Annotated in this window: 18 protein-coding genes; 6 read left to right on the forward strand and 12 right to left on the reverse strand. The window is 68.9% G+C overall.

The window, feature by feature from the left end; translation table 11 throughout:
• Positions 1-19: 19 nt before the first annotated feature.
• Positions 20-1,321 (reverse strand): aspartate--tRNA(Asn) ligase, encoded by a 1,302-nt coding sequence (gene aspS / locus ABRP18_RS15020; protein WP_349884930.1) that lies wholly within the window; start codon positions 1,319-1,321, stop codon positions 20-22.
• A gap of 77 nt (positions 1,322-1,398) precedes the next feature.
• Positions 1,399-2,418 carry a DMT family transporter gene (locus ABRP18_RS15025; RefSeq protein ID WP_349884931.1) on the reverse strand — a complete coding sequence of 340 codons (1,020 nt, stop codon included), beginning with the start codon at positions 2,416-2,418 and terminating at the stop codon, positions 1,399-1,401.
• Positions 2,419-2,464: 46 nt separating this feature from the next.
• Here ABRP18_RS15025 and ABRP18_RS15030 point away from each other — a divergent pair, with 46 nt between their 5' ends.
• The gene (locus ABRP18_RS15030; protein WP_349884932.1) at positions 2,465-3,061 is read left to right on the forward strand and encodes a helix-turn-helix domain-containing protein; all 597 of its coding nucleotides are present in this window, start codon (positions 2,465-2,467) and stop codon (positions 3,059-3,061) included.
• Positions 3,062-3,071: 10 nt separating this feature from the next.
• Here ABRP18_RS15030 and ABRP18_RS15035 read toward each other — a convergent pair whose 3' ends face one another.
• The gene (locus ABRP18_RS15035) at positions 3,072-4,427 is read right to left on the reverse strand and encodes an MFS transporter (protein WP_349884933.1); all 1,356 of its coding nucleotides are present in this window, start codon (positions 4,425-4,427) and stop codon (positions 3,072-3,074) included.
• A gap of 99 nt (positions 4,428-4,526) precedes the next feature.
• On the opposite strand from ABRP18_RS15035, the gene ABRP18_RS15040 reads away from it, so the two are divergent.
• Positions 4,527-4,892: a helix-turn-helix domain-containing protein gene (locus ABRP18_RS15040; protein ID WP_046747643.1), complete on the forward strand. Its 366-nt coding sequence runs from the start codon at positions 4,527-4,529 to the stop codon at positions 4,890-4,892.
• Positions 4,893-4,920: 28 nt separating this feature from the next.
• Here the strand turns inward: ABRP18_RS15040 and ABRP18_RS15045 are convergent, their stop codons facing one another.
• Together ABRP18_RS15045 and ABRP18_RS15050 are read right to left on the reverse strand one after the other, a co-directional pair.
• Positions 4,921-5,772 carry a hypothetical protein gene (locus ABRP18_RS15045; RefSeq protein WP_349884934.1) on the reverse strand — a complete coding sequence of 284 codons (852 nt, stop codon included), beginning with the start codon at positions 5,770-5,772 and terminating at the stop codon, positions 4,921-4,923.
• A 27-nt stretch (positions 5,773-5,799) separates the two neighbouring features.
• On the reverse strand, positions 5,800-6,180 hold the full coding sequence (locus ABRP18_RS15050) for a hypothetical protein (RefSeq protein WP_113681068.1): 381 nt from the start codon (positions 6,178-6,180) through the stop codon (positions 5,800-5,802).
• A gap of 125 nt (positions 6,181-6,305) precedes the next feature.
• Here ABRP18_RS15050 and ABRP18_RS15055 point away from each other — a divergent pair, with 125 nt between their 5' ends.
• The 3 genes from ABRP18_RS15055 to ABRP18_RS15065 are packed head-to-tail and all read left to right on the forward strand — an operon-like array spanning position 6,306 to position 9,663.
• Entirely contained in the window at positions 6,306-6,971 is a 666-nt protein-coding gene (locus tag ABRP18_RS15055) for a response regulator transcription factor (protein WP_349884935.1), read from the forward strand.
• Positions 6,968-8,356: a HAMP domain-containing sensor histidine kinase gene (locus ABRP18_RS15060; protein ID WP_349884936.1), complete on the forward strand. Its 1,389-nt coding sequence runs from the start codon at positions 6,968-6,970 to the stop codon at positions 8,354-8,356. Before ABRP18_RS15055 ends, ABRP18_RS15060 begins: the two co-directional genes overlap by 4 nt.
• Before the next feature lie 59 nt (positions 8,357-8,415).
• Complete coding sequence (locus ABRP18_RS15065) at positions 8,416-9,663, forward strand: LCP family protein (protein ID WP_349884937.1); 1,248 nt, start codon at positions 8,416-8,418, stop codon at positions 9,661-9,663.
• A gap of 15 nt (positions 9,664-9,678) precedes the next feature.
• On the opposite strand, the gene ABRP18_RS15070 is transcribed toward ABRP18_RS15065, so the two are convergent.
• The 7 genes from ABRP18_RS15070 to ABRP18_RS15100 all read right to left on the reverse strand — a co-directional run bounded on the left by ABRP18_RS15070 (position 9,679) and on the right by ABRP18_RS15100 (position 20,239).
• Positions 9,679-10,977, reverse strand: coding sequence for an MFS transporter (locus ABRP18_RS15070; RefSeq protein ID WP_052748684.1), 1,299 nt, complete (start codon positions 10,975-10,977; stop codon positions 9,679-9,681).
• Between the two features lie 137 nt (positions 10,978-11,114).
• Positions 11,115-15,233: a PQQ-dependent sugar dehydrogenase gene (locus ABRP18_RS15075; RefSeq protein ID WP_349884938.1), complete on the reverse strand. Its 4,119-nt coding sequence runs from the start codon at positions 15,231-15,233 to the stop codon at positions 11,115-11,117.
• Positions 15,234-15,494: 261 nt separating this feature from the next.
• The gene (locus ABRP18_RS15080) at positions 15,495-16,247 is read right to left on the reverse strand and encodes an ABC transporter ATP-binding protein (RefSeq protein WP_046747639.1); all 753 of its coding nucleotides are present in this window, start codon (positions 16,245-16,247) and stop codon (positions 15,495-15,497) included.
• Entirely contained in the window at positions 16,237-17,004 is a 768-nt protein-coding gene (locus ABRP18_RS15085; protein WP_349884939.1) for an ABC transporter ATP-binding protein, read from the reverse strand. The genes ABRP18_RS15080 and ABRP18_RS15085 overlap by 11 nt, the downstream gene beginning before the upstream one ends.
• 8 nt (positions 17,005-17,012) lie before the next feature.
• Complete coding sequence (locus tag ABRP18_RS15090; RefSeq protein ID WP_231589676.1) at positions 17,013-18,128, reverse strand: branched-chain amino acid ABC transporter permease; 1,116 nt, start codon at positions 18,126-18,128, stop codon at positions 17,013-17,015.
• Positions 18,112-18,996 (reverse strand): branched-chain amino acid ABC transporter permease, encoded by an 885-nt coding sequence (locus ABRP18_RS15095; protein WP_046747637.1) that lies wholly within the window; start codon positions 18,994-18,996, stop codon positions 18,112-18,114. Before ABRP18_RS15095 ends, ABRP18_RS15090 begins: the two co-directional genes overlap by 17 nt.
• Positions 18,997-19,003: 7 nt before the next feature.
• Complete coding sequence (locus ABRP18_RS15100) at positions 19,004-20,239, reverse strand: amino acid ABC transporter substrate-binding protein (RefSeq protein WP_058630709.1); 1,236 nt, start codon at positions 20,237-20,239, stop codon at positions 19,004-19,006.
• Between the two features lie 127 nt (positions 20,240-20,366).
• On the opposite strand from ABRP18_RS15100, the gene ABRP18_RS15105 reads away from it, so the two are divergent.
• Complete coding sequence (locus ABRP18_RS15105; protein ID WP_113681073.1) at positions 20,367-21,395, forward strand: LacI family DNA-binding transcriptional regulator; 1,029 nt, start codon at positions 20,367-20,369, stop codon at positions 21,393-21,395.
• Positions 21,396-21,442: the final 47 nt, after the last annotated feature.

Below are 21,442 nucleotides of genomic sequence, written 5' to 3' on the forward strand. Positions count from 1 at the left end.
GCGAGCCCCCGGTGACCGCTCAGGGCGTGAGCCGGTGCAGGTCGCGCGGGAACAGCGTCACCTCCCGGATGTTCGACGCCTCGATGAGCCGCGACACCCAGCGCTCCAGCCCGATCGCGAAGCCGCCGTGCGGGGGCATGCCGTGCGCGAACGCGGAGAGGTAGGAGGCGTAGGCATCGGGCGACTCACCGCGCGCCTCGATGGCGGCGACGTAGTCGGAGTGCCGGTGCAGTCGCTGTCCGCCGGTGACGAGTTCGAGCCCACGGAAGATCAGGTCGAAGCTGTTGCTCCAGCGCGGGTCGTCGGTCTGGGGGTGCGTGTAGAACGGGCGTTTGCGCATCGGGTACCCCTCGACGGCCAGCACGTCGCTGCCGTACCGCTCCCGCGCCCACTCCCCCAGCGCGCGCTCGTGCGCCGGCGCGAGGTCGGGCTCGTCTTCCGGGGCGCCGACCCATCGAAGCGCGTCCTGGAAGTGGATCACCGGGATCTCGTCGGGGATCGCGGGGAGCGCGATGTCGAGACGCTCGACGGCGTCGCCGCTCTCGGTGCGGATGCCGTCGATCATGCCCGCCAGCACCCGATGCAGCAGCGCGAGCACGTCGCGGTGGTCGTCGATGAAGCCCAACTCGGCGTCGAGCGACACGTACTCGGCGAGGTGCCTCACCGTGTCGTGCGGCTCCGCGCGGAACACCGGGCCTGTCTCGTAGACGCGCTCGAAGACGCCGACGAGTTGCTGCTTGAAGAACTGCGGGCTCTGCGCGAGGTACGCGGTCGAGCCGAAGTAGTCGACCGGGAACACGTTCGCCCCCGACTCCGTCACGGAGTCGACGAGCTTCGGCGTCTGGATCTCGGTGAATCCCTCGGCGTCGAGCGTGCGACGGAATCCGCGCAGGCTCGCCGCAGCCAGCTCCCACTTCGCTCGCTGCGCAGGGTGGCGCCAGGTGACGGCGGCATGGTCGAGCACGGTCGGCAGCGCCGCGTCGAGCGTGGGACGCCAGAGCTCGACGACCGGCGTGCGCGCAGGTTCGGAGAGCAGGGTGATCTCCGGCGCCGTCACCTCGATCCCGCCGGGGGCATGGGCGTTCGCGGTGGCCGTGCCTTCGATGCGCACGACCGTCTCCTCACCGGGCAGACCATCCACCGGCAGCTGTTCGGGTCGGAACACGATCTGCGCGAGCCCCGTGCGGTCGCGCAGGATCAGGAACGACACGGTGGCGAGTTCCCTGCGCCGATGAACGTGACCCAGGAGCGTGATCCGGGCACCATCGGGCATGGTGGAGAGTTCCGTGGCGAGCGTGCGGGCGGGGTCGGATGGCGACATGATTCCTCCAGGTGGCGAAAGCCCTGGAGGTGCGGGCGGGGGCTAGATCGCGGTGCCACCACACCTTCGCCGATCGCTCATCGGCCTCTCGTCGATACGCCGGACGCGCGGGAGCCGCTCGCCCCGAGAGGCCGAGGGTCGTCACTCCTCGCAGCTGCCGCCGCCAGCGTAGCATCGGGCTCCGGCTCGCTCACATCGCTCCCGCCTCGCGTCTCGCTCACCAGCACGGCCGCGACACCCGCCGCGCAGAGTCCGAATCCGAGGAGGGTGACGCCGGTGAGCGGCTCGCCGAGGAGGAGCGCCCCCGCTGCCGCGGTGGTCGGTGCGACGAGGAACAGCAGCGCGTTGAGCGCTGTGATGCCCACCCGGCGGAGCAGCCACCAGTACAGCCCGTACGCGGCGAGCGTCGGAGAGGCGGCCGCGAACCCTGCTGCCAGCCAGAACGATACCGACGCCGGAGGAACGAGAGCCCCGGACACCGCGGTGATCGGCACGAGCGCCACGGTCGTCACCGTCACGTGGATGGCCAGGGTCAGGAGGGTTCCGGTGCGCGGAGCCGAGCGCCGTTGTAGGAAGGTGCCGACGATCAGGCACGCCATCGCGAGAGCGGGCCAGACGTAAGCGGCGGGGTGCGCCTCTGAATCGTCGAGCTGCGACCGCACCACCAGCAGGACACCGCCGGCTCCGACCACGAGCCCGAGCCACTGCGCACCGCGCACACGCAACCCGAGCAGCGGCCCGACGAGGACCGCGACGATGAGCGGCTGCACCGCATCGATCAGCGCGGTCGTTCCGGTCGCGACCCCCGCGGCGATCGCCGCGTAGACCGACACGCAGTACCCGAACTGCGCGAACAGGCCGATGAGCACCTGCCGCCCGAGATCCGCCCGGCTCACGCCTCGCGCTGCCCCTGTGGCGGCGACGGCCACGAGCAGGACCACGGCCAGCGGCACGAATCGCCAGACGAGCAGTGTCAGGGGAGAGACGGCGTCGGCGGCGATCGCGGGCACGAGGAATCCGGAGCTCCAGGTCACCACGAACGCCGCGGCCGCCAGAACCGTCACCATGCCATGAAGTAGACCGATCTGTTTACTCATCTGTGCGACTATACAGGTCGGTTTACTCAACGGCTATAGTGGAGGCATGGCTGTCCCGGTACCCGAACTCGCCCCGCTCACGCCGGGCGCCACACGCGTGCTCGACGCGGCGTCCCGGCTCTTCTACGAGCGCGGCATCCACGCCGTCGGCGTCGACACGATCGCCGAGGCGGCCGGGGTCACGAAGAAGACGCTCTACGACCGGTTCGGGTCGAAGGAGGCCCTGGTCGTCTCCTACCTGCAGCACCGCGACGCCCTCTGGCGCGCCCACGTCGCACGACACCTGGAATCCGTCTCCGGACCCGGGGTCGAGCGGGTGCTCGCCGTGTTCGACGCCGCGATCACCTGGTCCGACGAGTACAGCCCGAAAGGGTGCAGCGCCATCAACGCGCGGGCGGAGATCGGCGACGGCCACGACGGTCACCCGGTCTTCCCCGAGGTGTCGCGCCAGAAGGCGTGGCTGCTCGACCTCTTCCTCGAGCTGTGCCGCGAGGCCGGGGTCACCGAACCCGAGCTGATGTCGAAGGCGATGATGCTGCTCTACGAGGGCGCGATCGTCACGGTCGGCATGGAGACGTTCAGCGAGCCGTTCGTCGTCGCACGGCGACTCGCGCGCTCGACCCTGGAGGAGGATCGAGGCTGACCCGCCCCCCTCAGCTGTTCGAGGGGCGAGGAACCCTGCGACGCAGGAGCGGCACGACGGCGGACGCCACCACGACGATCGCGGCGGCGAGCGCAGCCGTGCCGAAACCGCCCGTCGCGACGACGGCGATCGTTCCGAGCACAGCGATGCCGAGACCTCCGCCGAGGGCGAATCCGACCTCCTGGATCGCTCCGACCTGTCCGGCGTCGTCTTCGACGGTGACGTCGAACAGCGCCGTCGCGGCGAGCGTCGCACCGATGCCGAACCCCAGACCGACGAGCACCAGCGGAGCCGCCACGACCTCGGGATCGGTGAACAGCCACAGCATCCCGACCGCCTGCAGCAGGAGCGCACCCACGGTCAGGGTCTCGGTCCGCAGCCAGCGGAGCGCGATCGGGGCGATCACCCCGCCGATGGCGATCGCGGCGGCCTGCGGCAGGACCGCGAGGCCGGCCTCCGCCGCGGTCCAGCCCCTCGTGTCCTGCAGATGCAGGCTGACGAGCAGGACGGACGCCGAGGACACCCCGCTGGCGACGAGGATGCGGGTGATCGCGGGGCTGAAGCCGGGGATCGCGAACAGGCGCATGTCGATGAGCGGTTCGGGCAGTCGGCGCTGGCGCAGGATGAAGTACACGAGGCTGCCGGCAGCGACCACCGCGGCGATCACCGCCGGCACGGGGGCGGCGAGCGCCTCATGCAGTGCGAAGGCGAGTGCGCCGAGGGCCACGACCGACGTGACGATGCTCGGGAGATCCCACGACGGCGTCCGCGAGCTGCGGGAGTCGGGCACCAGCCACACGGCCAGCACTCCGGCGAGCGCCGCCAGCGGGACGCTCCCCAGCAGCAGCCAGCGCCACCCTGGACCCTCCGCCAGGAGTCCGCCGAGAACGGGACCGAGCGCGCTGCCCACTCCGAAGGTCGCGGTCCACAGCCCATAGGCGAGCACCCGCTCCCTGGCGTGATACTTGGCCCCGATCGTGGCGACCACCCCGGCGACGACGAACGCCTCGGCCACACCGAGGAGCGCCCGGATCACGATGAGCAGCAGACCGCTCTGCGCGAATCCGCCCACCGCGTTGAGCACGGCGAATCCGCCGAGACCGATCAGCACGATCCGCTTGCGCCCGAAGGCGTCGCCGATCCGCGCAGCGAGGATGAGGGTGGCGGCGAGGGAGAGTGCATAGACGTCGGCCAGCCAGAGCCCCTCGGTGTCGCTGAGTGCCAGCTCGCCGCGGATGGCCGGGAGCGCCGTGGAGACGCTGCTGATGGCGAGGGCGCCGATGAGTATTCCGAGGAGCAGGGGCACCATCGCGAACCAGAGACGGAGGGTCGAACGCGACGGGGACTGAGTGGGGGTGGAAGTCACGTGCTCAGTCTGTAAAGTACAGACAGAAGCTGCAAGTACTGTCATTTCTGTCACGTACTGACACTTCGGATACCGAGAAGGACGACAGAGGAGCGTGCGATGCGGGAGAAGACCGAGCGGATCGTGCGTGAGTGGTCGGAGTCATGCGATGCGGAAGTGTCCATCGCCGTGCTCGGCGGCGCCTGGAAACCGAGCATCCTCACGCTGCTGGGCGAGCACGAGGTGCTGCGGTTCGGGGAACTCGGCCGCCTGTTGGAGAACCCGACAGCCCGCGTGCTCACCCGACAGCTGCGCGAGCTGGAGGAAGACGGCCTCATCACCCGCACCGTCTACCGGCAGGTGCCGCCGAAGGTCGAGTACCGCCTCAGCGAGCTGGGCACGAGCGCGACGCCCCTGCTCGTCGAGTTGACGCGGTGGGGCACGCAGTACGCCGAGCAGCAGCGCGCTGCGACGACCGTCTCCTGAGCCCGCGGTGTGAGTTCGCGGGGGCCGGTCACTCGCTGTCGAGGAAAACCCCGACGTGATCGGCCTCGTACACGAACTGCAGCGCCGTCCCGTCGGGGAAGCGCTCGGTCAGCTCCTTGGGCATGTTGGTGTCGAACGGCACCTCGACGGTCGCGGGGAACGCGCCGACGGCGCACCCCGTGTACATGGGCCCGTCGTAGGTCCAGCCGTTGGACGAGTCGAAGTCGTCCTTGTCCGGCACCTGATCCGCTCTGGCCACCGTGAGGCAGTCCGAGCCGACCGAACCGTTGTAGTAACCGCCTGAGCTCTCCACGATGACCAACCCGTAGAAGTCGAACACCGCGGAGCTCGGACCCACCCCCATCCATCCGGCCGGGATCGCCACGTCGGAGGTCGCGTCGAGCGTGGCGATCTGCGGAGCGCCGGCGGAGGAGGCGACGGGGGTCACCTTCACCAGGGCGAACGTGACGGCAGCCGACATCGCTGCGGCCGCGACGATCGCGACCACCCACAGGATCCTCGTCGTGCGCACCGAGAACCACGCCGCCAGCCGCTCGGCGGGTTCCGCCGTCGGCGGGGCCGCATCGGCGTCGTCGGCCGAGGTGTCGAAGACGCCGAGCGCATCGCCTTCCGCGTCCTCGGGCTGTCGCCTCGACCGTCTGGTGCGGCTCACCGGTTCCGCAGCGCGCGTCGGCTCCGAGTCGATGGTCTCCATCGCCGGTGCGGGCGGGACGACGTCCTCGGCCCTGGGCCTCGGCTGTCTCCGTGCCTCCAGCTGCTGGAGCCGTCGGAGTGCGGCGGGATCGTCCTCGATGTCCGCCGTCGGACCATAGGCGCGGGCCCGGAGGGCGCGAAGCTCTTCATCAGCCGCAGTGCTCATCTCCGGCATCGTCTCACACGGCGGAGCTCAGCCGCAGAACGCCGAGGCCGAGTCCTTGAGCTGTTCGATCGCTTCGACCGTCTCCGGAGCCTGCAGGTCTGTCATGCCGCCGATCTGCGTGACGCCGGAGCGGATCAGATCGCCCAGCTGTCCGTCGACGTTCGCCGCGATCCCCTCGAGCGAGGCGACGAGGTCGTCGCGTGCGGCGTCGGCCTGCTCGGCCGAGACCGCGCCCTGATCGAGCAGCGCCTGGTACTGCCCGTAGGCATCGTCGATCGTGGTGCAGGTCGCCTGCACGTCGATCCCGACGGCGTCGCCCGCCATCTGCGTGACCTGCGAGCAGCCGGCGAGCGCCCCGGCACCGAGTCCGGCAGCGAGGACGAGAGGAAGGACCACGATTCGGCGCATGGCACGAGGGTAGCCGCTCGACCTGACGAGCCCCTGCGACCCGCCTCGGCGCCTCTGCTCGGAGCCTATGCACGGGCGCCGCCGTCTATCATCGCAAGCGCGCGGTGTCCGGGAGGTGGGGTGGGATGAAGATCATGCTCGTGGACGACGACGCGGAGATCCGTCTCGGTTTCACCACCGCGCTGCGACGTCGCGGTCACACCGTCGAGACCGCCGAGGACGTCGCCTCCGCACGCCTGCTCGCGGAACGCACGACCCCCGACGTCGCGATCATCGACGTCATGCTCCCCGACGGCGACGGGTTCTCGCTGTGCCGGGAGATCCGGGCGCGCTGGGGCTTCCCCACCGTGATGCTGACCGCCCGTGACGAGGATGCCGACGTCGTCGTCGGTCTCGACGCGGGAGCGGACGATTACATCGCCAAGCCGGTCAGCGTGGCCGTGCTCGAGGCACGTCTTCGGACGGTTCTGCGTCGCAGCTCCCGGCTCACCGCGGAGCCGCTGCGGGTCGGATCCCTCGAGCTGCACGAGGACTCGGCGGAAGCCCTGGCGGGGGGCGAGGCCCTGCCGCTGAGCGCGACCGAGTTCCGCCTGCTGCATGAGCTGGCGCTGAACGACGGGCACACCCTCAGCCGTTCGCGCCTGATCGACGCCGTCTGGGCGCAGTCACCGCCCGACACCTCCCGCGTCGTCGACACCGCCATCCAGCGGCTGCGTGCGAAGCTGACCGCTGCGCACGTCGCGACTCCGCAGCTGGAGACCGTGCGCGGGATCGGATACCGGCTGCGATGACGGCCCGTCGCCGGCTCACGCTCCGCACCGCCATCGCCCTCGCCCTCATCGGCAGCACGGTCGCCGTCTCCGTCCTCGTCACCGGCGTCGTCGTCTTCACCGCGGGCAGGATCGTCTACGAGTCCAGGCAGCAGGGTCTGCTCGACGAGTTCTCGACGACGGCGGATGCCCTGTTCACGTCCATCTCCACGGTGTCTCCCGAAGACACGTGGAGCTACTACGCCGAGATCCTCCCCGGCGAGACGGTCATCATCGACCTCGGCAGTGGCCGCAGCGCGGGCGAACTCCGACCGGATCAGGTGCCGGACGCCCTGCGCATCGACGACAGCCGCCGCTCCGGCGAGGTGACCTCGCTGATGACCACGCTCGACGACCGAGAGGTGTTCTTCGTCTCCGTCGTCCGCGACGACCTCCCCCAGGACCCGAGCGGCCGCCTCGCCGTGGTCACCGCGTACTCGATGCAGCCGCAGCAGGAGCAGGTGCGGGAGCTGGTCGTCTCCGGGGTGCTCCTCAGCGCGGGCGTCGTGGTCCTCGTCGTCCTGCTCGAGCGCCTGCTGGGCGGTGCGCTGACGCGTCCGCTCCGCCGCCTCGTCGACACGGCGCGGGCTGTGGGCTCCGGCGAGGGCCCTCCGGCGTGGAAGCCGTCGTTCGACGACGTCGACCGTGTGGCCGACGCACTCCGCCTCTCTTCGGAACGCCTGGGCGACACCATCGGGCGGCTTCGACAGCGCGAGGCGGAGTCGAGGCAGCTCGTGAGCGACGTCGCCCACGAGCTGCGCACCCCCCTCACCTCGATGATGGCGGTCGACGAGATGCTCGACGACGACGACGAGCAGACGACGGCCGAGGAGCGAGCGGTCGCCACAGCGGTCGTGCGCACGGGGACGCGCCGACTGCACACCCTGATCGAGCACCTGCTCGAGCTCTCACGCCTCGACGCCGGAGTCGCACGCGTGCACCGCACGACCGTGGTGCTGCACGACCTGCTCGCCGATGTGGTCGACACGACGGGAGTCGACGTCGACGAGCTGTCGGTCGCGCCGAGCCTGCGACTGCGTACCGATGCGGCACGACTGCACACCGTGGTGGCCAATCTGCTCACGAACGCCTCCCGCCACGGGCGCCCGCCGGTCGTCATCCGCGTGCGGGAGGACGGTGACGTGCTGCACATCGACGTCGGCGACCACGGGCCCGGCATCGCCGGCGCCGACAGCGAGCGGGTGTTCGACCGGTTCGTCACGACGGATCGGTCGCGCTCGGACGGCGCCGGGACCGGACTCGGACTCGCGATCGCTCGTGACAACGCCCGCCTCCTCGGCGGTGATCTCGCGCTGCTGTCCGGATCCCCGGGCGCGACCTTCCGGGTGACCGTTCCTCGGCTGTGACACTCGTGTGACATTCGTGCTCGACACTGGCTGCTCGCCGATGCCGAGAGGTCTTCCCCATGAGTCTTCCCCCGCTTCCTGCTCCGAGCCGACGGCGCCGGAGGCGCCTCCGGCGCTTCCTCACCCTGGCCGCCGTCGCGGTCCTGGTCATCGGCGGGGGCACGGTGGCCGTCGCGGCGCTCCGGCTGTCCCAGAACGTCACCACGGTCGAACTGCACCCCGCCCGTACGGATGAGCCTCCCTTCGTGGCGGATTTCGACGGCGCATTCGATGTGCTGCTCGTCGGCTCGGACGGCCGCGCGGGGCAGGGAGCCCAGTACGGAGAGGGCGGAGACGTCGAAGGCAGCCGGAACGACGTCACCCTGCTGCTGCACGTGAACGACGCTCACGACGCGGCGACCGTGATCTCGTTCCCCCGCGACCTGCTCGTCGACATGCCCTCCTGCAGCGATCCCGACACCGGGAAGACGTGGGCTGCGGGGCACCGGGTGCAGTTCAACGAGTCGCTCTCCCGCGGCGGGCTGGGCTGCGTCGCCTCGACGGTCACGGCCCTCACCGGTATCGATCTCGCCTACGCGGCGGAGATCAGCTTCACGGGGGTGATCGATGCCTCGAACGCCGTCGGCGGCGTGCCGATCTGCTTCGCCGGCCCCGTCCACGATCGCCACTCCGGACTGGAGATCCCCGAGGCCGGGACCTACGATCTCAGCGGCGAGCAGGCCCTGGCGCTTCTGCGTTCGCGCTACGGCATCGGGGACGGGAGCGATCTGGCTCGCATCTCGACCCAGCAGGTGTTCCTCTCCTCGCTCGTGCGGACGCTCCGTGACCAGTCGACCCTGACCGACCCGGTGAAGCTGTACGGCATCGCCGACGCGGCGACCAGGAATATGACGCTGTCGACCCCGCTCGCCGACCTCGGCACGCTCGCCTCGATGGCGAAGGTCTTCAGCGACCTGCCGCTCGAGAACATCGCGTTCGTGTCGTACCCGCACCTTCCCGCGGGTGACCGCGTCGTCCCCGACGAGCAGTCGGCCGCCGCGCTGATGGAGCGGGTGATCTCCGGTGAGACGGTGAGCATCAGCTCCGACCACACCGGCCGTGGCAGCGAGCTCTCCCCGCCGTCCACCCCGCCGTCCGCCGACTCCAAGGACGCGGAGACGACGCCACCGGAGACGACACAGCCCGATACGACACAGCCCGATACGACACCGCCCGATACGACGCGGCCCGATGCGAACACCCTGCCGTCGAACGTCGACGGGCAGAGCGCGGCCCAGGACACCTGCGTGCGTCCGAACGCCGGATAGCGGCGCCGCGACAGGTCAGTGGTCGCGTGCGGGCGGATCGAGCGGAACGCGGGAGTTCAGGATGAGCAGCGCGACGCCCCCGACGGCGGAGATCGCGGCGGGGATCCAGAACAACTGGGGAAGGCCGAGCCACAGCGAGCCGATGCTTCCCACGAAGCCTCCGACGGCGGCGTTGATCGCATAGGAGCTCATGAAGACGCTCGTGGCCATGCCGACGCGGGTGGGGACGAGGCGTTGGGCCACGGTGATGCCCAGCACTCCGAAGGTGGCGATCACTCCTGCCATCAGCACCTGCCCCACGATGAGCGGGACGATGTGCGGCGTGATCTGGCCCGCCGCGGCATAGGAGATGTGCGCGGCGACCGCCATCAGCGCACCGGCCGTGAGCACGCGGGCGAGGCCGAAGCGTGTCGCGAGTCGTGCGGCGAACGGCATGAGGAGGAGCTCGACGAGGGGCTGGAAGCCGATGATCGCCCCCCGCACGCCGGCGTCGACGCGCAGCTCGCCGTCCATGTACAGCGGCAGGTAGGCGAGCTTCACGGTCTCACCGCACATGATGAGCACGTAGATCGCGGTGAAGACCAGGAGCGGCAACATGGAGCGCGGGTGCGGAACGGGCGGCTCGGTGGGCGAGGAGACGGCCTGGCCTGGCTCACGGATCGGCGTGGACAGCGCCCGCCGTGCCGCGGCCGAGTCGGACTTCACACCGATGAGGGGCACGAGCGAGAGCAGCACGCAGAGGCCGGTCACGAGCAGCAGGGGACGCAGACCGATGACAGCGCCAAGGACGGCGCCGATGACCGGCCCGACGATCCACCCGAACGCCATGGCCATCCGCATCACGGCGACGACCTCGTTGTCGGCGGGCGTCGGCCTGCGGTTGAGCTCGTCCCGCACCGCGGCCTGCAACTGCGCCGCCCCCGCTCCGGCTGTGCTCAGCAGCAGCATGTTGATGGCGAACGGCATCCACGCCTGCATGGCGACCGCCATCAGGACCCATCCGAGGAACCCCGCGATGGCGGAGAGCCGGAAGACCAGCAGTCGCGAGCCGGCGCGGTCGGACAGTGAGCCCACGAGGTATCCGGCGATCGGCGCGGTGAGGTTGGTCAGGAAGTAGAGGCCGGCCTGAGCCGTGGACAGATGCAGCTCGCCCACGAGGAACAGCGTGATCTGCGGGACGGTGACGGAGATCCCGATACCGGAGATGACCAGGCTGATGAAGACTCCGCGCAGGAGCCGGGAGCGGAGGATGTAGCGCGACGCGGACAGCGGTCTGCTCGACGATTCCGCGGTCTCCGAAAGCCGAGATGCCACGCAGAACCATCCTCGTGTGCCGTGCGAAAGGGGGGAACGGCCATGCTATCGAGGACGGAGCGCGTGGAGACTCGAGCCGGCGGTGCCGGCTCGAGTCTCCACTGCCGCTGTCCGGACTGCTGCTGTCCGGACGCCCGCTATCCGGCTGCGGCCGTGAGCGTGAACGGGACGGTCGCGGCGTTTCCCGCGACGTCGTACACGACCAGGGTGTTCGCCCCGGCGACGGCTCCGAAGGCTCCGGGCTTCACGAAGTTGAGGTCGGACCAGACGTTGTCCGTCAGATCCTTCGCCACCCCGTTGAGGGTCAGTCGATCCACCTTGCCTGCGTCGTGGAGCTTGTACGACACCAGACTGTGGGCGCCGTCGGCCCCGACGGTGAACTGTCCGCCGTCCTTGACCGTGACCGTGGGGGCGGTGACATCGAGCGTGAAGTTCACGGTGGTCGTGTTGCCGGCCACGTCGTGCACAACGAGCGTGTTGGACCCTTCCACTGCGCCGAACGCCCCTGGCACGACGCCGTTCAGGTCGGACCAGACATCGTTCGTCAGATCCTTCTCGACGCCGTTGAGCGTCAGCCGATCGATCTTGCCGGCATCCTGGAGCTTGAACGACACCTTGCTGTAGACGCCGTCACGTCCGACCGTGAAGTCGGGCCCGCTCTTGACGGTCGCGATGGGTGCGGTGGTGTCCTCGGCAGCGGCCGTGACCGAGAGGTCGCGAAGACGCCCGAAGTTGTCGAACGAGCCGAAGCCCACCCGCCCCTCGCTGAAGGTCTTGTCGTTCGCGGTCATCAGCGGGGTGTCGAGCCCGTCGACGTAGACGGCGATGTCGCCGCTGTCGGCACAACGGAGCACGCGCACGTCGTGCCACTCCTCGTCGGTGACCGCCGGCGGTGCACCGACAGCGCCGTCCCACTGGTCGTCGATCCGCTCCCGGTCGGCCTTGTCCACCTTGAAGATGCCGTTGTGCGGGTAGATCGAGTTGTCCTGCGAGAGGTGCGCGTAGTAGTACTCCGTGTCCGACTTCCACCCGAAGACGATGATGACGTCGCGGTTGTTGACCGATGCCTTCTCGTCCAGCCGCACCTGCCCGGTGAGGTCGAACGAGCCGAGCTCTTCACCCTGCGTGAGCACGGCGTACTCGAACGGTCGGCGGATCCCGTCGTTCGGGTTGGTTCCCGCCTCGGTGAGCACGACCTCGTCACCGGGGAAACTCCACTTGGCCGGAGTCCGCGGCGCCCAGTCGTCCTTCGCCATCACATCGGTGTGGGTCTCCCCGTCCGGAGTGCACGCGGGCGGGGCCGGCGGCACGACGGGCGGCACCGCGTACAGCGCGTACTGCGCGGCGACCTGTTCCGGCGTCGGCACCGTGTCGAGCAGCATGATGTCATCCATCCGTCCGTTGAACGGGTTGGCCTCCTTCGTGTTCTGCGGGAAGCTCCCGCCGATCTTGATGCCGGCCGGCGCGGTGTCTGACGTGGACCCCTCTCCCCACGGATTCGCCGCGGTGTACTTCCCCGCGAGTTCCTCGCCGTTCATGAACAGCTTCATCTCACCCGCGGCGAAGTCGAAGGTCGCGGCGAGATGCACCCACTGCCCCTTCTTGAGGATCTCGTTCCAGGGCAGGTCAGCCGCGAACGTCCAGGAGCCGGCACCGTCGACGCGGCGCCCGAGTGCCACGAGCTTGAGTTCGCCGTCGACGGTGATGACCTCGAGCAGCGCCCGCACGGCATGTCCGTCGGAGGTGCCGGTGAGCACGCCCGCGAGGCCGATGGCGTTGTACACGTCGTCGGGATTCGCGGTCCCCGAGTTCAGGGCCGGGTGGTCACCGGTCGGCTTGAACCAGCCCATGACGGACGCCTTGTCGGTATCGGCGAATCGGTCGAGCGACTCCACACCCTTCGCGTCGTAGATGCCCGCCTTCCAGTCGTCGTTCGAGGCGGTGCGCGGACTCATCTGCTGCGTCTGCAGCGCCTCGCCCGCACCCGGGTAGGCGCGATCCGCGACCCGCATCTCCACCCCGCCGTTGATCAGCGAGATGGGGGTGCCGGAGCGTCCCTGGTCGAGCTCGACCGTCGGCTTCGTGGCATCCGGGTGATCGAAGTCGTGATGCGTGACGAGGTTCGGCGCGAGCGCCGGGAGGACGAACGGGTTGGCCGGCTCATCGACCGAGCGTGCACCCGTCACCTTCCAGATCTTCCCGTTCGCCTTCGACACCAGGTAGAGCTCGCCGTCGGCATCGGAGCCGAACCGCAGGTCGACACGCTTGTCGCCCACCAGCTCCTGGAACGTGGTCTCGACGCCGTCGGCGAAGACCCGCAGCTCCTCGATCGTGGCGAGGTCGGCGATGTCGCCGTCACCTCGCACCATCTCCTCCGCATCGGTGGACAGCACCCAGCCGCGCACCAGATCGGTGAAGAGGTAGCGCCCCTGCAGCTCGGGGATCTCGCCGCGGTAGACGAACCCGCCGTTCACGGCCACTCCCGCATCGCCGGTCTGACCGGGGTCGCGGTTGTGGTCGTAGGCGGCCACCGGGTAGGTGTAGCCGTTCTCGGCATCGTCCTCCGGCAGCGGGAAGATCTGTCGGTTCTCCGCCAGGAAGGAGCCTTCGCGCACCGACCAGCCGAAGTTGTCTCCCGGTTCGACGGCATAGATCGACTCGACCTGCCATTCGCCGATGTGCGCGAGGTACATGGTGTGGTCGCCCTCGGTGTCCCAGCTGATGCGGTGCGGGTCGCGCATGCCGACGGCGTAGATCTCGGGAAGAGCACCGGACTCGTCGACGAACGGGTTGTCCCCCGGCACGCCGTACTCGCCGTTCTCGCTGTCGTCGCCTGTCGGATTCACGCGCAGGATCTTCCCCTGCGGCGTCGCCAGGTCCTGCGGGTTGCCGTTGCCCACACCGTTGCCGCCGTCGCCGACGAGGATGTACAGGTTGCCGTAGTCGGCGTCGCCCGCGGAAACGGTCGGGTTGAACGCGATCTGCTGCACGGTGTGCACGCGTCCGGCGAAGGGGATCCGCATGACCTCGCGGTGCGTTCCCGAGAAGGTCTCAGCGGAGGGATCGCTCGCCTTCCATTCGGTGATCACGCTGTGGAATGCCGTGGTGCCGAAGGCCGGGAAGTCGGGGGTGTCTTCGGTCAGCGCCGTGCCGCCCTCGGTGTGAACGGTGTAGAACAGCCCGTTCTCGGCGAAGTCGGGGTGGAACTCGGCGGATCCGAGACCCGTTCCGAGCCCCGCGCTGTTGTGGAAGTTGTCGATGAACTCGTTGCGGACGTTGAGGTACGGCACGTACTCGCCCGATTCCTTGTCGACCAGGTAGAGGATGTCGTTGTTGTCGGGGACCATCAGCCGACCGGAGTCGTCCGGCACCTCATCGAGGTGCGTGATGCGGTTGTGGCGCACCAGGCGCTGGTCCTGCGTGGCCGGCGTCGTCTGCGACTTCGGCAGCTGCGCGAGCTCGGTCACCTCGATGCCGAGGTCGGCGAGTGCGGGGTCGGGAAGCGGGTTGAGCAGTGGCTCGCTCGCCGTGTCGCCGGGCGCGCAGTCGCCGGGGTTGCCCGTCGCGATCGCGAGGTTCTCCCCGGTGTTGTCGACCGCGACGTCGTCGAGGAGCAGGCGCCCCGTGCTCGTGGCGCCGTTCTTCCAGAAGAACCGGTCGAGCGCGCCGTTCACGGCCTGCCGGAAGCCGAACTGCTGCTCTGTCCCCTCCGGGAGGCGGGTCTGCTCCTCGTACGCGCCACCCTGGCTGTACACGGTGACCTTGTCGGTCGCGTTGTCGGCGACGATCCACACGCACTGCCAGGCGTCCTTCGACCACACGCCGGCGGGCTTGAAGGCGCCGCCGTCGCGCACGCGCAGCACGTCGTCGTTCTGGTTGTTCACATAGGCCCGGCTGTGCGCGTAGTCGTTCGGGGCATCCACGTCGGTGAGTCCGAACGAGGTGTCGACGCTGCCGGTGCGCAGGAACCGGAAGAACAGCGTGCCGGTGTCTCCCTCCGCGATGGCGGGGATGGCGCGGTACGACTGCTGCCCTCCCCCGACGGACTCGACGACCTGATTGTTGCCGTTCAACGGGTCGGCGATCACGCGAGGGGCGCCCGACGCCGCCCATCCGTCCTGGCCGTTCAGCGCCACGCGCTCGTACGTCTCGAAGTCGATCAGCTCGGTGAAAGGCTCCGCTGCGGCCGCGGGCGTCGCGGTCAGCAGGGCTCCGACGACGGCCGCTGCAGCGACCAGCGCACCTGTTCGTCGCACCCCGAAGGATCGAGGGGGTGGTGCCGCCGACCGGGTGCTCGAGCTTGCGGGTCGCATGATTCGTTCGTGCATCAGAAACCTCTCAACGTCGTCGTCGTGCGGTGTCGTGCCGATGGTTCGTGCCCCTTCCCCGGGGCGGCACTGCAGCGGGGAAGACGTGAAGCGGTACTGCAGCTCAGGGCGGAAGCGCTCTCGCAAGCGCTTCCGCCGAATGGACGAGAAAGGCGGAAGGAGGCAGCGACTGCCTCCTTCCGCCGAGGATCAGCCCGCGTCGGCGACCGAAGGTTTGCCGCCGAGATACAGTGCGGCCAGGGTCGGGTCGGCGAGTAGCTCGGATGCGGGGCCCGAGATGTGCACCCGGCCGAGGTCGAGGACGCACCCGATGTCGGCGGTCTCGAGGGCCCGCCGCGCATTCTGCTCCACGAGCAGCACGGCGGTCCCTGCGTCGCGCATCCGCACGATCTGCTCGAACACCTTCTCGGTCGTCTTCGGGTCGAGCCCCATCGACGGCTCATCGAGCAGAACCACCTTGGGGCTGACCATGAGCGACCGCGCGAACTCCACCTGCTTCTGCTGACCGCCGGACAGGAGGCCCGCTAGCTGCTTCCACCGCTCCCCCACGATGGGGAAGAGGTTCTGCACGAACTCGACGCGCTCCTGGATGACCTTCTGGTCCTTCAGGGTGAAGGCACCCAGCATCACATTCTCGCCGACCGTCATCTCGCGGAAGACGCTGTGCCCCTGCAAGACGTGCGCGAGTCCGTGACGCAGCATCGACTGCGGTCCCTCGCCCGTGATGTCCCGGCCGTCGACGGTGATGTGTCCGGATCGGGGCTTGAGCATGCCGCTGGCCACCTTGAGCACGGTCGACTTGCCGGCGCCGTTCGGGCCGACCAGGCACACCACCGATCCCGGTGGCACTTCGACCGTGAGACCCCTGAGCACGAGGGCGGCACGTCCGTAGCCCGCCTCGATGTCACGCAGCTCGAGCAGGTTCTTCGTTTCAGACTCCAAGGTAGGCCTCCAGGACTCGCGGGTCTTGCTGGATGATCTCCGGCGTTCCCTCGGCGATCTGGCGACCGCGGTCGAACACCACGACGTGATCGCACAGGCTCATGACCATCTCCATGTTGTGCTCCACGATGATGAACGTCTTGCCCTCGTCGTTGAGCTCGCGCACCAGGGTGGCGATGCGTCCGATGAGGGCGGGGTTCACACCACCTGCCGGCTCGTCGAGCATGATCGTGTCGGGTTCGCCCATGAGCACGCCGGCCAGTTCGAGCAGCTTCTGCTGGCCGTAGCTGAGGTTGCGCGCCTCGGCGTGCTCGAGGTGGTCGATGCCGACGCGCCGCAGCCAACCGCGCGCCCGCTCCAGCTCATCGGGGTCGTGGGCCGAGCGCAGCTGCTGACGGATGCTCGTGCTGCGCACGGCCACGAGCAGGTTCTCCATCACCGTCATGCGGGGGAACACCCGGCACAGCTGGAAGCTGCGTCCGATGCCCGCGCGTGCGATGCGGTCGGGTGACTTGCGCGTGATCGCCTGTCCTCGATAGCGCACTTCTCCGGAGTCCGGCTTGATCATGCCGGTCACGCAGTTGAAGAAGGTGGTCTTCCCGGAGCCGTTCGGCCCGATCAGTCCGTTGACCTTGCCCTCCTGGAACGTGACCGTGGCGCCGTCGACCGCCGTGACGCCGCCGAACGACTTCGTCATCGCGACGGTGCTGAGGCTCTCGAGCGTGGCTGTGGGCTGAGCGGCTGTGTGCTGAGCCATGGGGGCATTCATGACGACGTCTCCTTCGTCGAGGCATCCGCTGTTCGCGTCCTGTTCTGCTCCAGCAGCTCGCCGGCGGTCACCTCACGGATCGAGGCGGCGCTCGACGACCGGGTGAAGAGGCCCTTCACCGCCGGGATGATGCCGTCCGGCATGAAGAGCACGACGATGCCGAGCAGGATGCCCGTCGCGATCAGGTGGAACTGCGTGTCGCCGAACTCGAGCTTGAAGTACTCCAGCGCGATGCCGACGACGACCGCTCCGAGCAGGGGACCGAAGAGGTTCCGCACCCCGCCGAGCAGCGCCATCAGCACCATGTACGAGCCGATCAGGATCGAGAACTGGAAGATCGGATCCAGGTCGCCGAACCAGAGGGCGTAGAGTCCGCCGCCGAGCGAGACGAACAGGGCCGACAGCACGTAGGCGATCAGCTTGTACCTCGTCGTCGGCACGCCCAGCGCCTGGGCTTTGTCCTCGTCTTCGCGGATGGACTTCAGCGCCGTGCCGAACTTCGACCGGTCGATGATCCACCACGCCACGAGGGCAACCGCGAGGAGGCCCGCGAACAGATAGTAGAAGATGCGGTGGTGCTCCGGCCGCAGCACGTCGAACGGACGCGGGACGTTCAGTCCCTCCGATCCGCCGGTCACATCCCGCCAGCTCTGGAACACCAGGAGCATGATCAGCACGAAGGCGATCGAGACGATCACGAACGAGGCTCCGCGCACGCGGAGGGCCGCGATGCCGATCGGGATCGCGATGACCGCCACGAGGACCGCGGCCAGGATCCAGGCCAGGAATCCCGGGAGGTCGAGGTACTTGATCAGCAGCCCGGTGCCATAGGCTCCGAGCCCGAAGTAGGCGGCGTGGCCGAGGGAGATGTACCCCGTGAAGCCGCCCATGAAGTTCCACCCGGTCGACAGCACGGCGTAGTTGAGGATCACCACGCCCGCCGACAGGATGTAGGGGTTCGGGGCGATGGTGGGGAACGAGAGGACGAGCGCCGCCCCCACGATCAGGAGGACGATGTTCACCCACTTCGTGGAGGTCCTGCGGACCGGGGCGGGTGGAGCGATCACGACCGTCTCGGTGGCGATCGGCTCTCGGCTAGAAACGCTGGGCAAGACGACCTCCGAAGAAACCTTGCGGACGGAACATGAGCGTGGCGAACAGGGCGACGTAGAAGATCGTCTGCGCCCACGTCGGCCCCAGCGGGAGCTGGAGCAGGCTCTGCGCGACCCCGAGCACGAGGGCGGCGATGGCGGCACCGGGGATGCTGCCGAGGCCGCCGACGACGATGATCGCCATGAGCGGGCCGATCCAGTGCCAGTGCAGCGAGGGGTAGATCGTGGCGTCGAGCGAGAGCGCGGTGCCCCCGATCGCCGCCGTCGCGAGTCCGAGCCCGAATCCGTAGCCGGCGACGCGGTCGGTGTTGATGCCGACCAGCCGTGCAGCCTCGGGGTGCTGGATCGTCGCCCGCAGCGCCTGGCCGAACTTGGTGTACTTGAGCAGCACGAACAGGAGGGCGAGGGCCACGGCCGCGAGACCGAAGGCGATGAGCTTGACCACCGGAACCTGCGCGCCGAAGACCTCGAGGCTCGCGCTCGCGTACGGCAGCGGGATGCGGCGTTGGGTGCCGGAGAAGAAGAACCCGAGCGCTCCCTCGATGATGAGCGCCACCGCGAAGGTGAGCAGCACCGACATCATGGTCAGCGTCAGGGGCTTGAGCCTCGACACCAGCAGACGCTGCATCACGACGCCGGTCACGAAGAACAGCGGCACGGTGACCACGAGCGACACCAGCGGATCGATGCCCGTCTCCCGGTTGAACCACCAGGCGAGGTAGGCGGCCAGGATGAGGAAGGCCGAGTGCGCGATCATGACGACGCGCATGATCCCGAAGTACAGCGTGAGCCCGGCCGCCAGGAGGGCGTAGAGCCCTCCCAGCAGGATGCCGAGGATCAGGCTTTGCAGCAGCAGTGCTCCACTCACGCGCAGATCACCACGTCGGCTTCGGGTACAGGAAGTCGGCTTCCTTGACGTCCTCGGGGAGGACGATCAGGATCTCGCCGTCGATCCACTGCTGGATGAGGTGGGCGCCGGTGGGCTTGCCCGTCTCGTCCCAGCTGAGGGGACCGACGACCGTCTCGACCTCGTTGTCGCGCAACCAGTCGATGAGCTTCTGCTGGCAGTCGCCCTGCTCGGCGCAGCCCACGGCCTCCACCGCCGCCGCGACGACCTGACCGGTCGTATAGGCGTTCGCCTCATCCTCGGATGGCGGGTTACCGTGCATCTCGGTGTACTTCTCGACGAACTCGACGTTGCTCGGGAACTGCGACTTCGGCGAGTAGCCGGTCGGCGCCAGGATCCCCTCGGTCGCGCCGCCGATCGCCGAAGCGAACTCCGGGTTGGTGGGAGCGGTGGAGAACGCGGCGAGCTCGGGCTGATAGTTCAGCTGCTGCAGCGCGATGATCAGGTTGACCGCGTCCTGGTACTGCGTCCCGCCGATCACGATGTCGGCGTTCGACTGCGCGATCTTCGCGGCGATCGTGGAGAAGTCGGTGGTGTTGGGCGGATAGACCTCGTTCACGAGGATCTCGACGCCCGCATCCTCGAGCTTGTCGCGCAGACCATAGGCGGTGCCCTGCGCGAAGGGGTCGTCCATCGCCGCGACGGCCGCGGTCTCGGGACGCTGGTCCTCGGGAAGGGCCAGCAGGTACTCGGCGAGGTTGTTGTAGTGGTCGTTCGCGATCGCGGGGGCGGCGTAGAAGAGGTTGTCGAAGCCCTGCTCGAAGACCTCCTCTGCGGCACCGGCCGGCTCGACGAACAACATGCCGTACTCCTGCGCGACGCGGGCGGAGGGGACGACGAGACGAGTCGAGAACGGGCCGAACACGAGGTCGACGCCGTCCTGCGCTATCAGCGACTCGTAGTCGGAGACGACCCGGTCGGCGTTGGACTGGTCGTCGAGGATCTTCAGCTCGACCTGCCGCCCGAGCAGTCCGCCGTTCTCGTTGACGATGTCGCGCCAGGCTTCGTACCCGCGCTCGACGCCCTTCCCCGGCTCCGAGAAGTCTCCGGTGAGGGGAAGCGAGATGCCGATGACGATGGGATCGTCGGCGCCACCTCCCCCACCCTGGTCGCCGGTTCCGGAACAGGCCGTAACCGTGAGCGCGGCGATCGAGAGCGTTCCGATCGCCGCAGCGATCCGTCGACCGTGTCTGGGTGCAGTCATCCGAGTCTCCTACGTCATCGTAGCGAAAGCGCTTTCGTAAGCGCTTCCGCCACTATAGTGGGACGGAAGAACGAAGAGCAACCTACAGCGCAATCAGCGTCGATCTTGCTCCTCAGGGGGAGGCTTCGTGAAGCGTGAGGGCGCGCCACGACTCATCGACGTGGCCGAGGCTGCCGGGGTCTCCCTGGCGAGTGCCTCCCGAGCGATGACCGGCGGCTCGGGCATCTCCCCCGAGGTGGCGGCACACGTGCGCGTGATCGCGAAGCAGCTCGGCTATGAGCCGAACATGCACGCACGGGGCCTGGCCGGCGGGCTCGTGCCGACCATCGGACTCGTGGTGCACGAGATCGGCGACCCGTACTTCTCCGACATCGCCAGCGGCGTCATCCGCAGTGCGACCCTCGAGAACCGCTCGGTGCAGATCGCGCAGGCCGACCGCACACCCGACAGCGAGCTCGCCCAGGTGAAGTCGCTGCTGCGTCAGCGCGTCGGCTCGATCATCATCGCGGGTTCCGGGTACGCCGACTCCGATCGCGAGCAGGGCATGTCCGAAGCGCTCCTCGACTTCACCCTCGCCGGCGGACGCGCCGCGGTCATCGGTCGACACCACCTCCCCGTCGACGCCGTGCTGCCGGACAACCACGGCGCCGGCGTCTCCGTCGGGCGTCACCTGGCCGGGCTGGGGCACCGCAGGATCGGCGTCGTCGCCGGCCCCCTCGACCTCAACACGGTCGCCGACCGCATCGCCGGTCTGCGCGAGGGCACCGACGGCACCGGCGTGGAGCTCACCGTCATCTCGCGCGCGTTCACCCGCGAAGGCGGCATCGAGGGCGCAAGGGAGCTGCTCGATCGCGACGTCACGGCCATCGTCGGGCTCAACGACGCCATGGCCATCGGCATCCTCAGCGAGCTGCGACAGCACGGCATCCGCGTGCCAGAGGAGATGTCCGTCGTCGGGTTCGACGACATCGCCGTGGCCGCCGATGTGGCCCCGGCGCTCACGACTGCGCGGATCCCCATGTTCGACATGGGCCAGCACGCGGTGTCCCTCATCCTCCGACCCGCGAGCGATGAGGCGCGCACGATCGAGACCACGCACGAGCTGATCGTGCGGGGCTCCTCCGGCCCACCGCGCACTGCTCCCATCGCGATATGACAGCCCCAGTCCGACTTCTGGCTGTCATATCGCGACGGGAGCAGTCC

This window comes from Microbacterium sp. WHRI 7836 (assembly GCF_040223885.2).
Lineage (GTDB): Bacteria > Actinomycetota > Actinomycetes > Actinomycetales > Microbacteriaceae > Microbacterium > Microbacterium oxydans.

Coding starts and splice junctions, on each gene's coding strand:
- ABRP18_RS15055 (WP_349884935.1), top strand. CDS start 6,306: ATGAAGATCATGCTCGTGGACGACGACGCGGAGATCCGTCTCGGTTTC.
- ABRP18_RS15100 (WP_058630709.1), bottom strand. CDS start 20,239: ATGACTGCACCCAGACACGGTCGACGGATCGCTGCGGCGATCGGAACG.
- ABRP18_RS15040 (WP_046747643.1), top strand. CDS start 4,527: ATGCGGGAGAAGACCGAGCGGATCGTGCGTGAGTGGTCGGAGTCATGC.
- aspS (WP_349884930.1), bottom strand. CDS start 1,321: ATGTCGCCATCCGACCCCGCCCGCACGCTCGCCACGGAACTCTCCACC.
- ABRP18_RS15045 (WP_349884934.1), bottom strand. CDS start 5,772: ATGAGCACTGCGGCTGATGAAGAGCTTCGCGCCCTCCGGGCCCGCGCC.
- ABRP18_RS15085 (WP_349884939.1), bottom strand. CDS start 17,004: ATGGCTCAGCACACAGCCGCTCAGCCCACAGCCACGCTCGAGAGCCTC.
- ABRP18_RS15050 (WP_113681068.1), bottom strand. CDS start 6,180: ATGCGCCGAATCGTGGTCCTTCCTCTCGTCCTCGCTGCCGGACTCGGT.
- ABRP18_RS15025 (WP_349884931.1), bottom strand. CDS start 2,418: ATGAGTAAACAGATCGGTCTACTTCATGGCATGGTGACGGTTCTGGCG.
- ABRP18_RS15030 (WP_349884932.1), top strand. CDS start 2,465: ATGGCTGTCCCGGTACCCGAACTCGCCCCGCTCACGCCGGGCGCCACA.
- ABRP18_RS15065 (WP_349884937.1), top strand. CDS start 8,416: ATGAGTCTTCCCCCGCTTCCTGCTCCGAGCCGACGGCGCCGGAGGCGC.
- ABRP18_RS15060 (WP_349884936.1), top strand. CDS start 6,968: ATGACGGCCCGTCGCCGGCTCACGCTCCGCACCGCCATCGCCCTCGCC.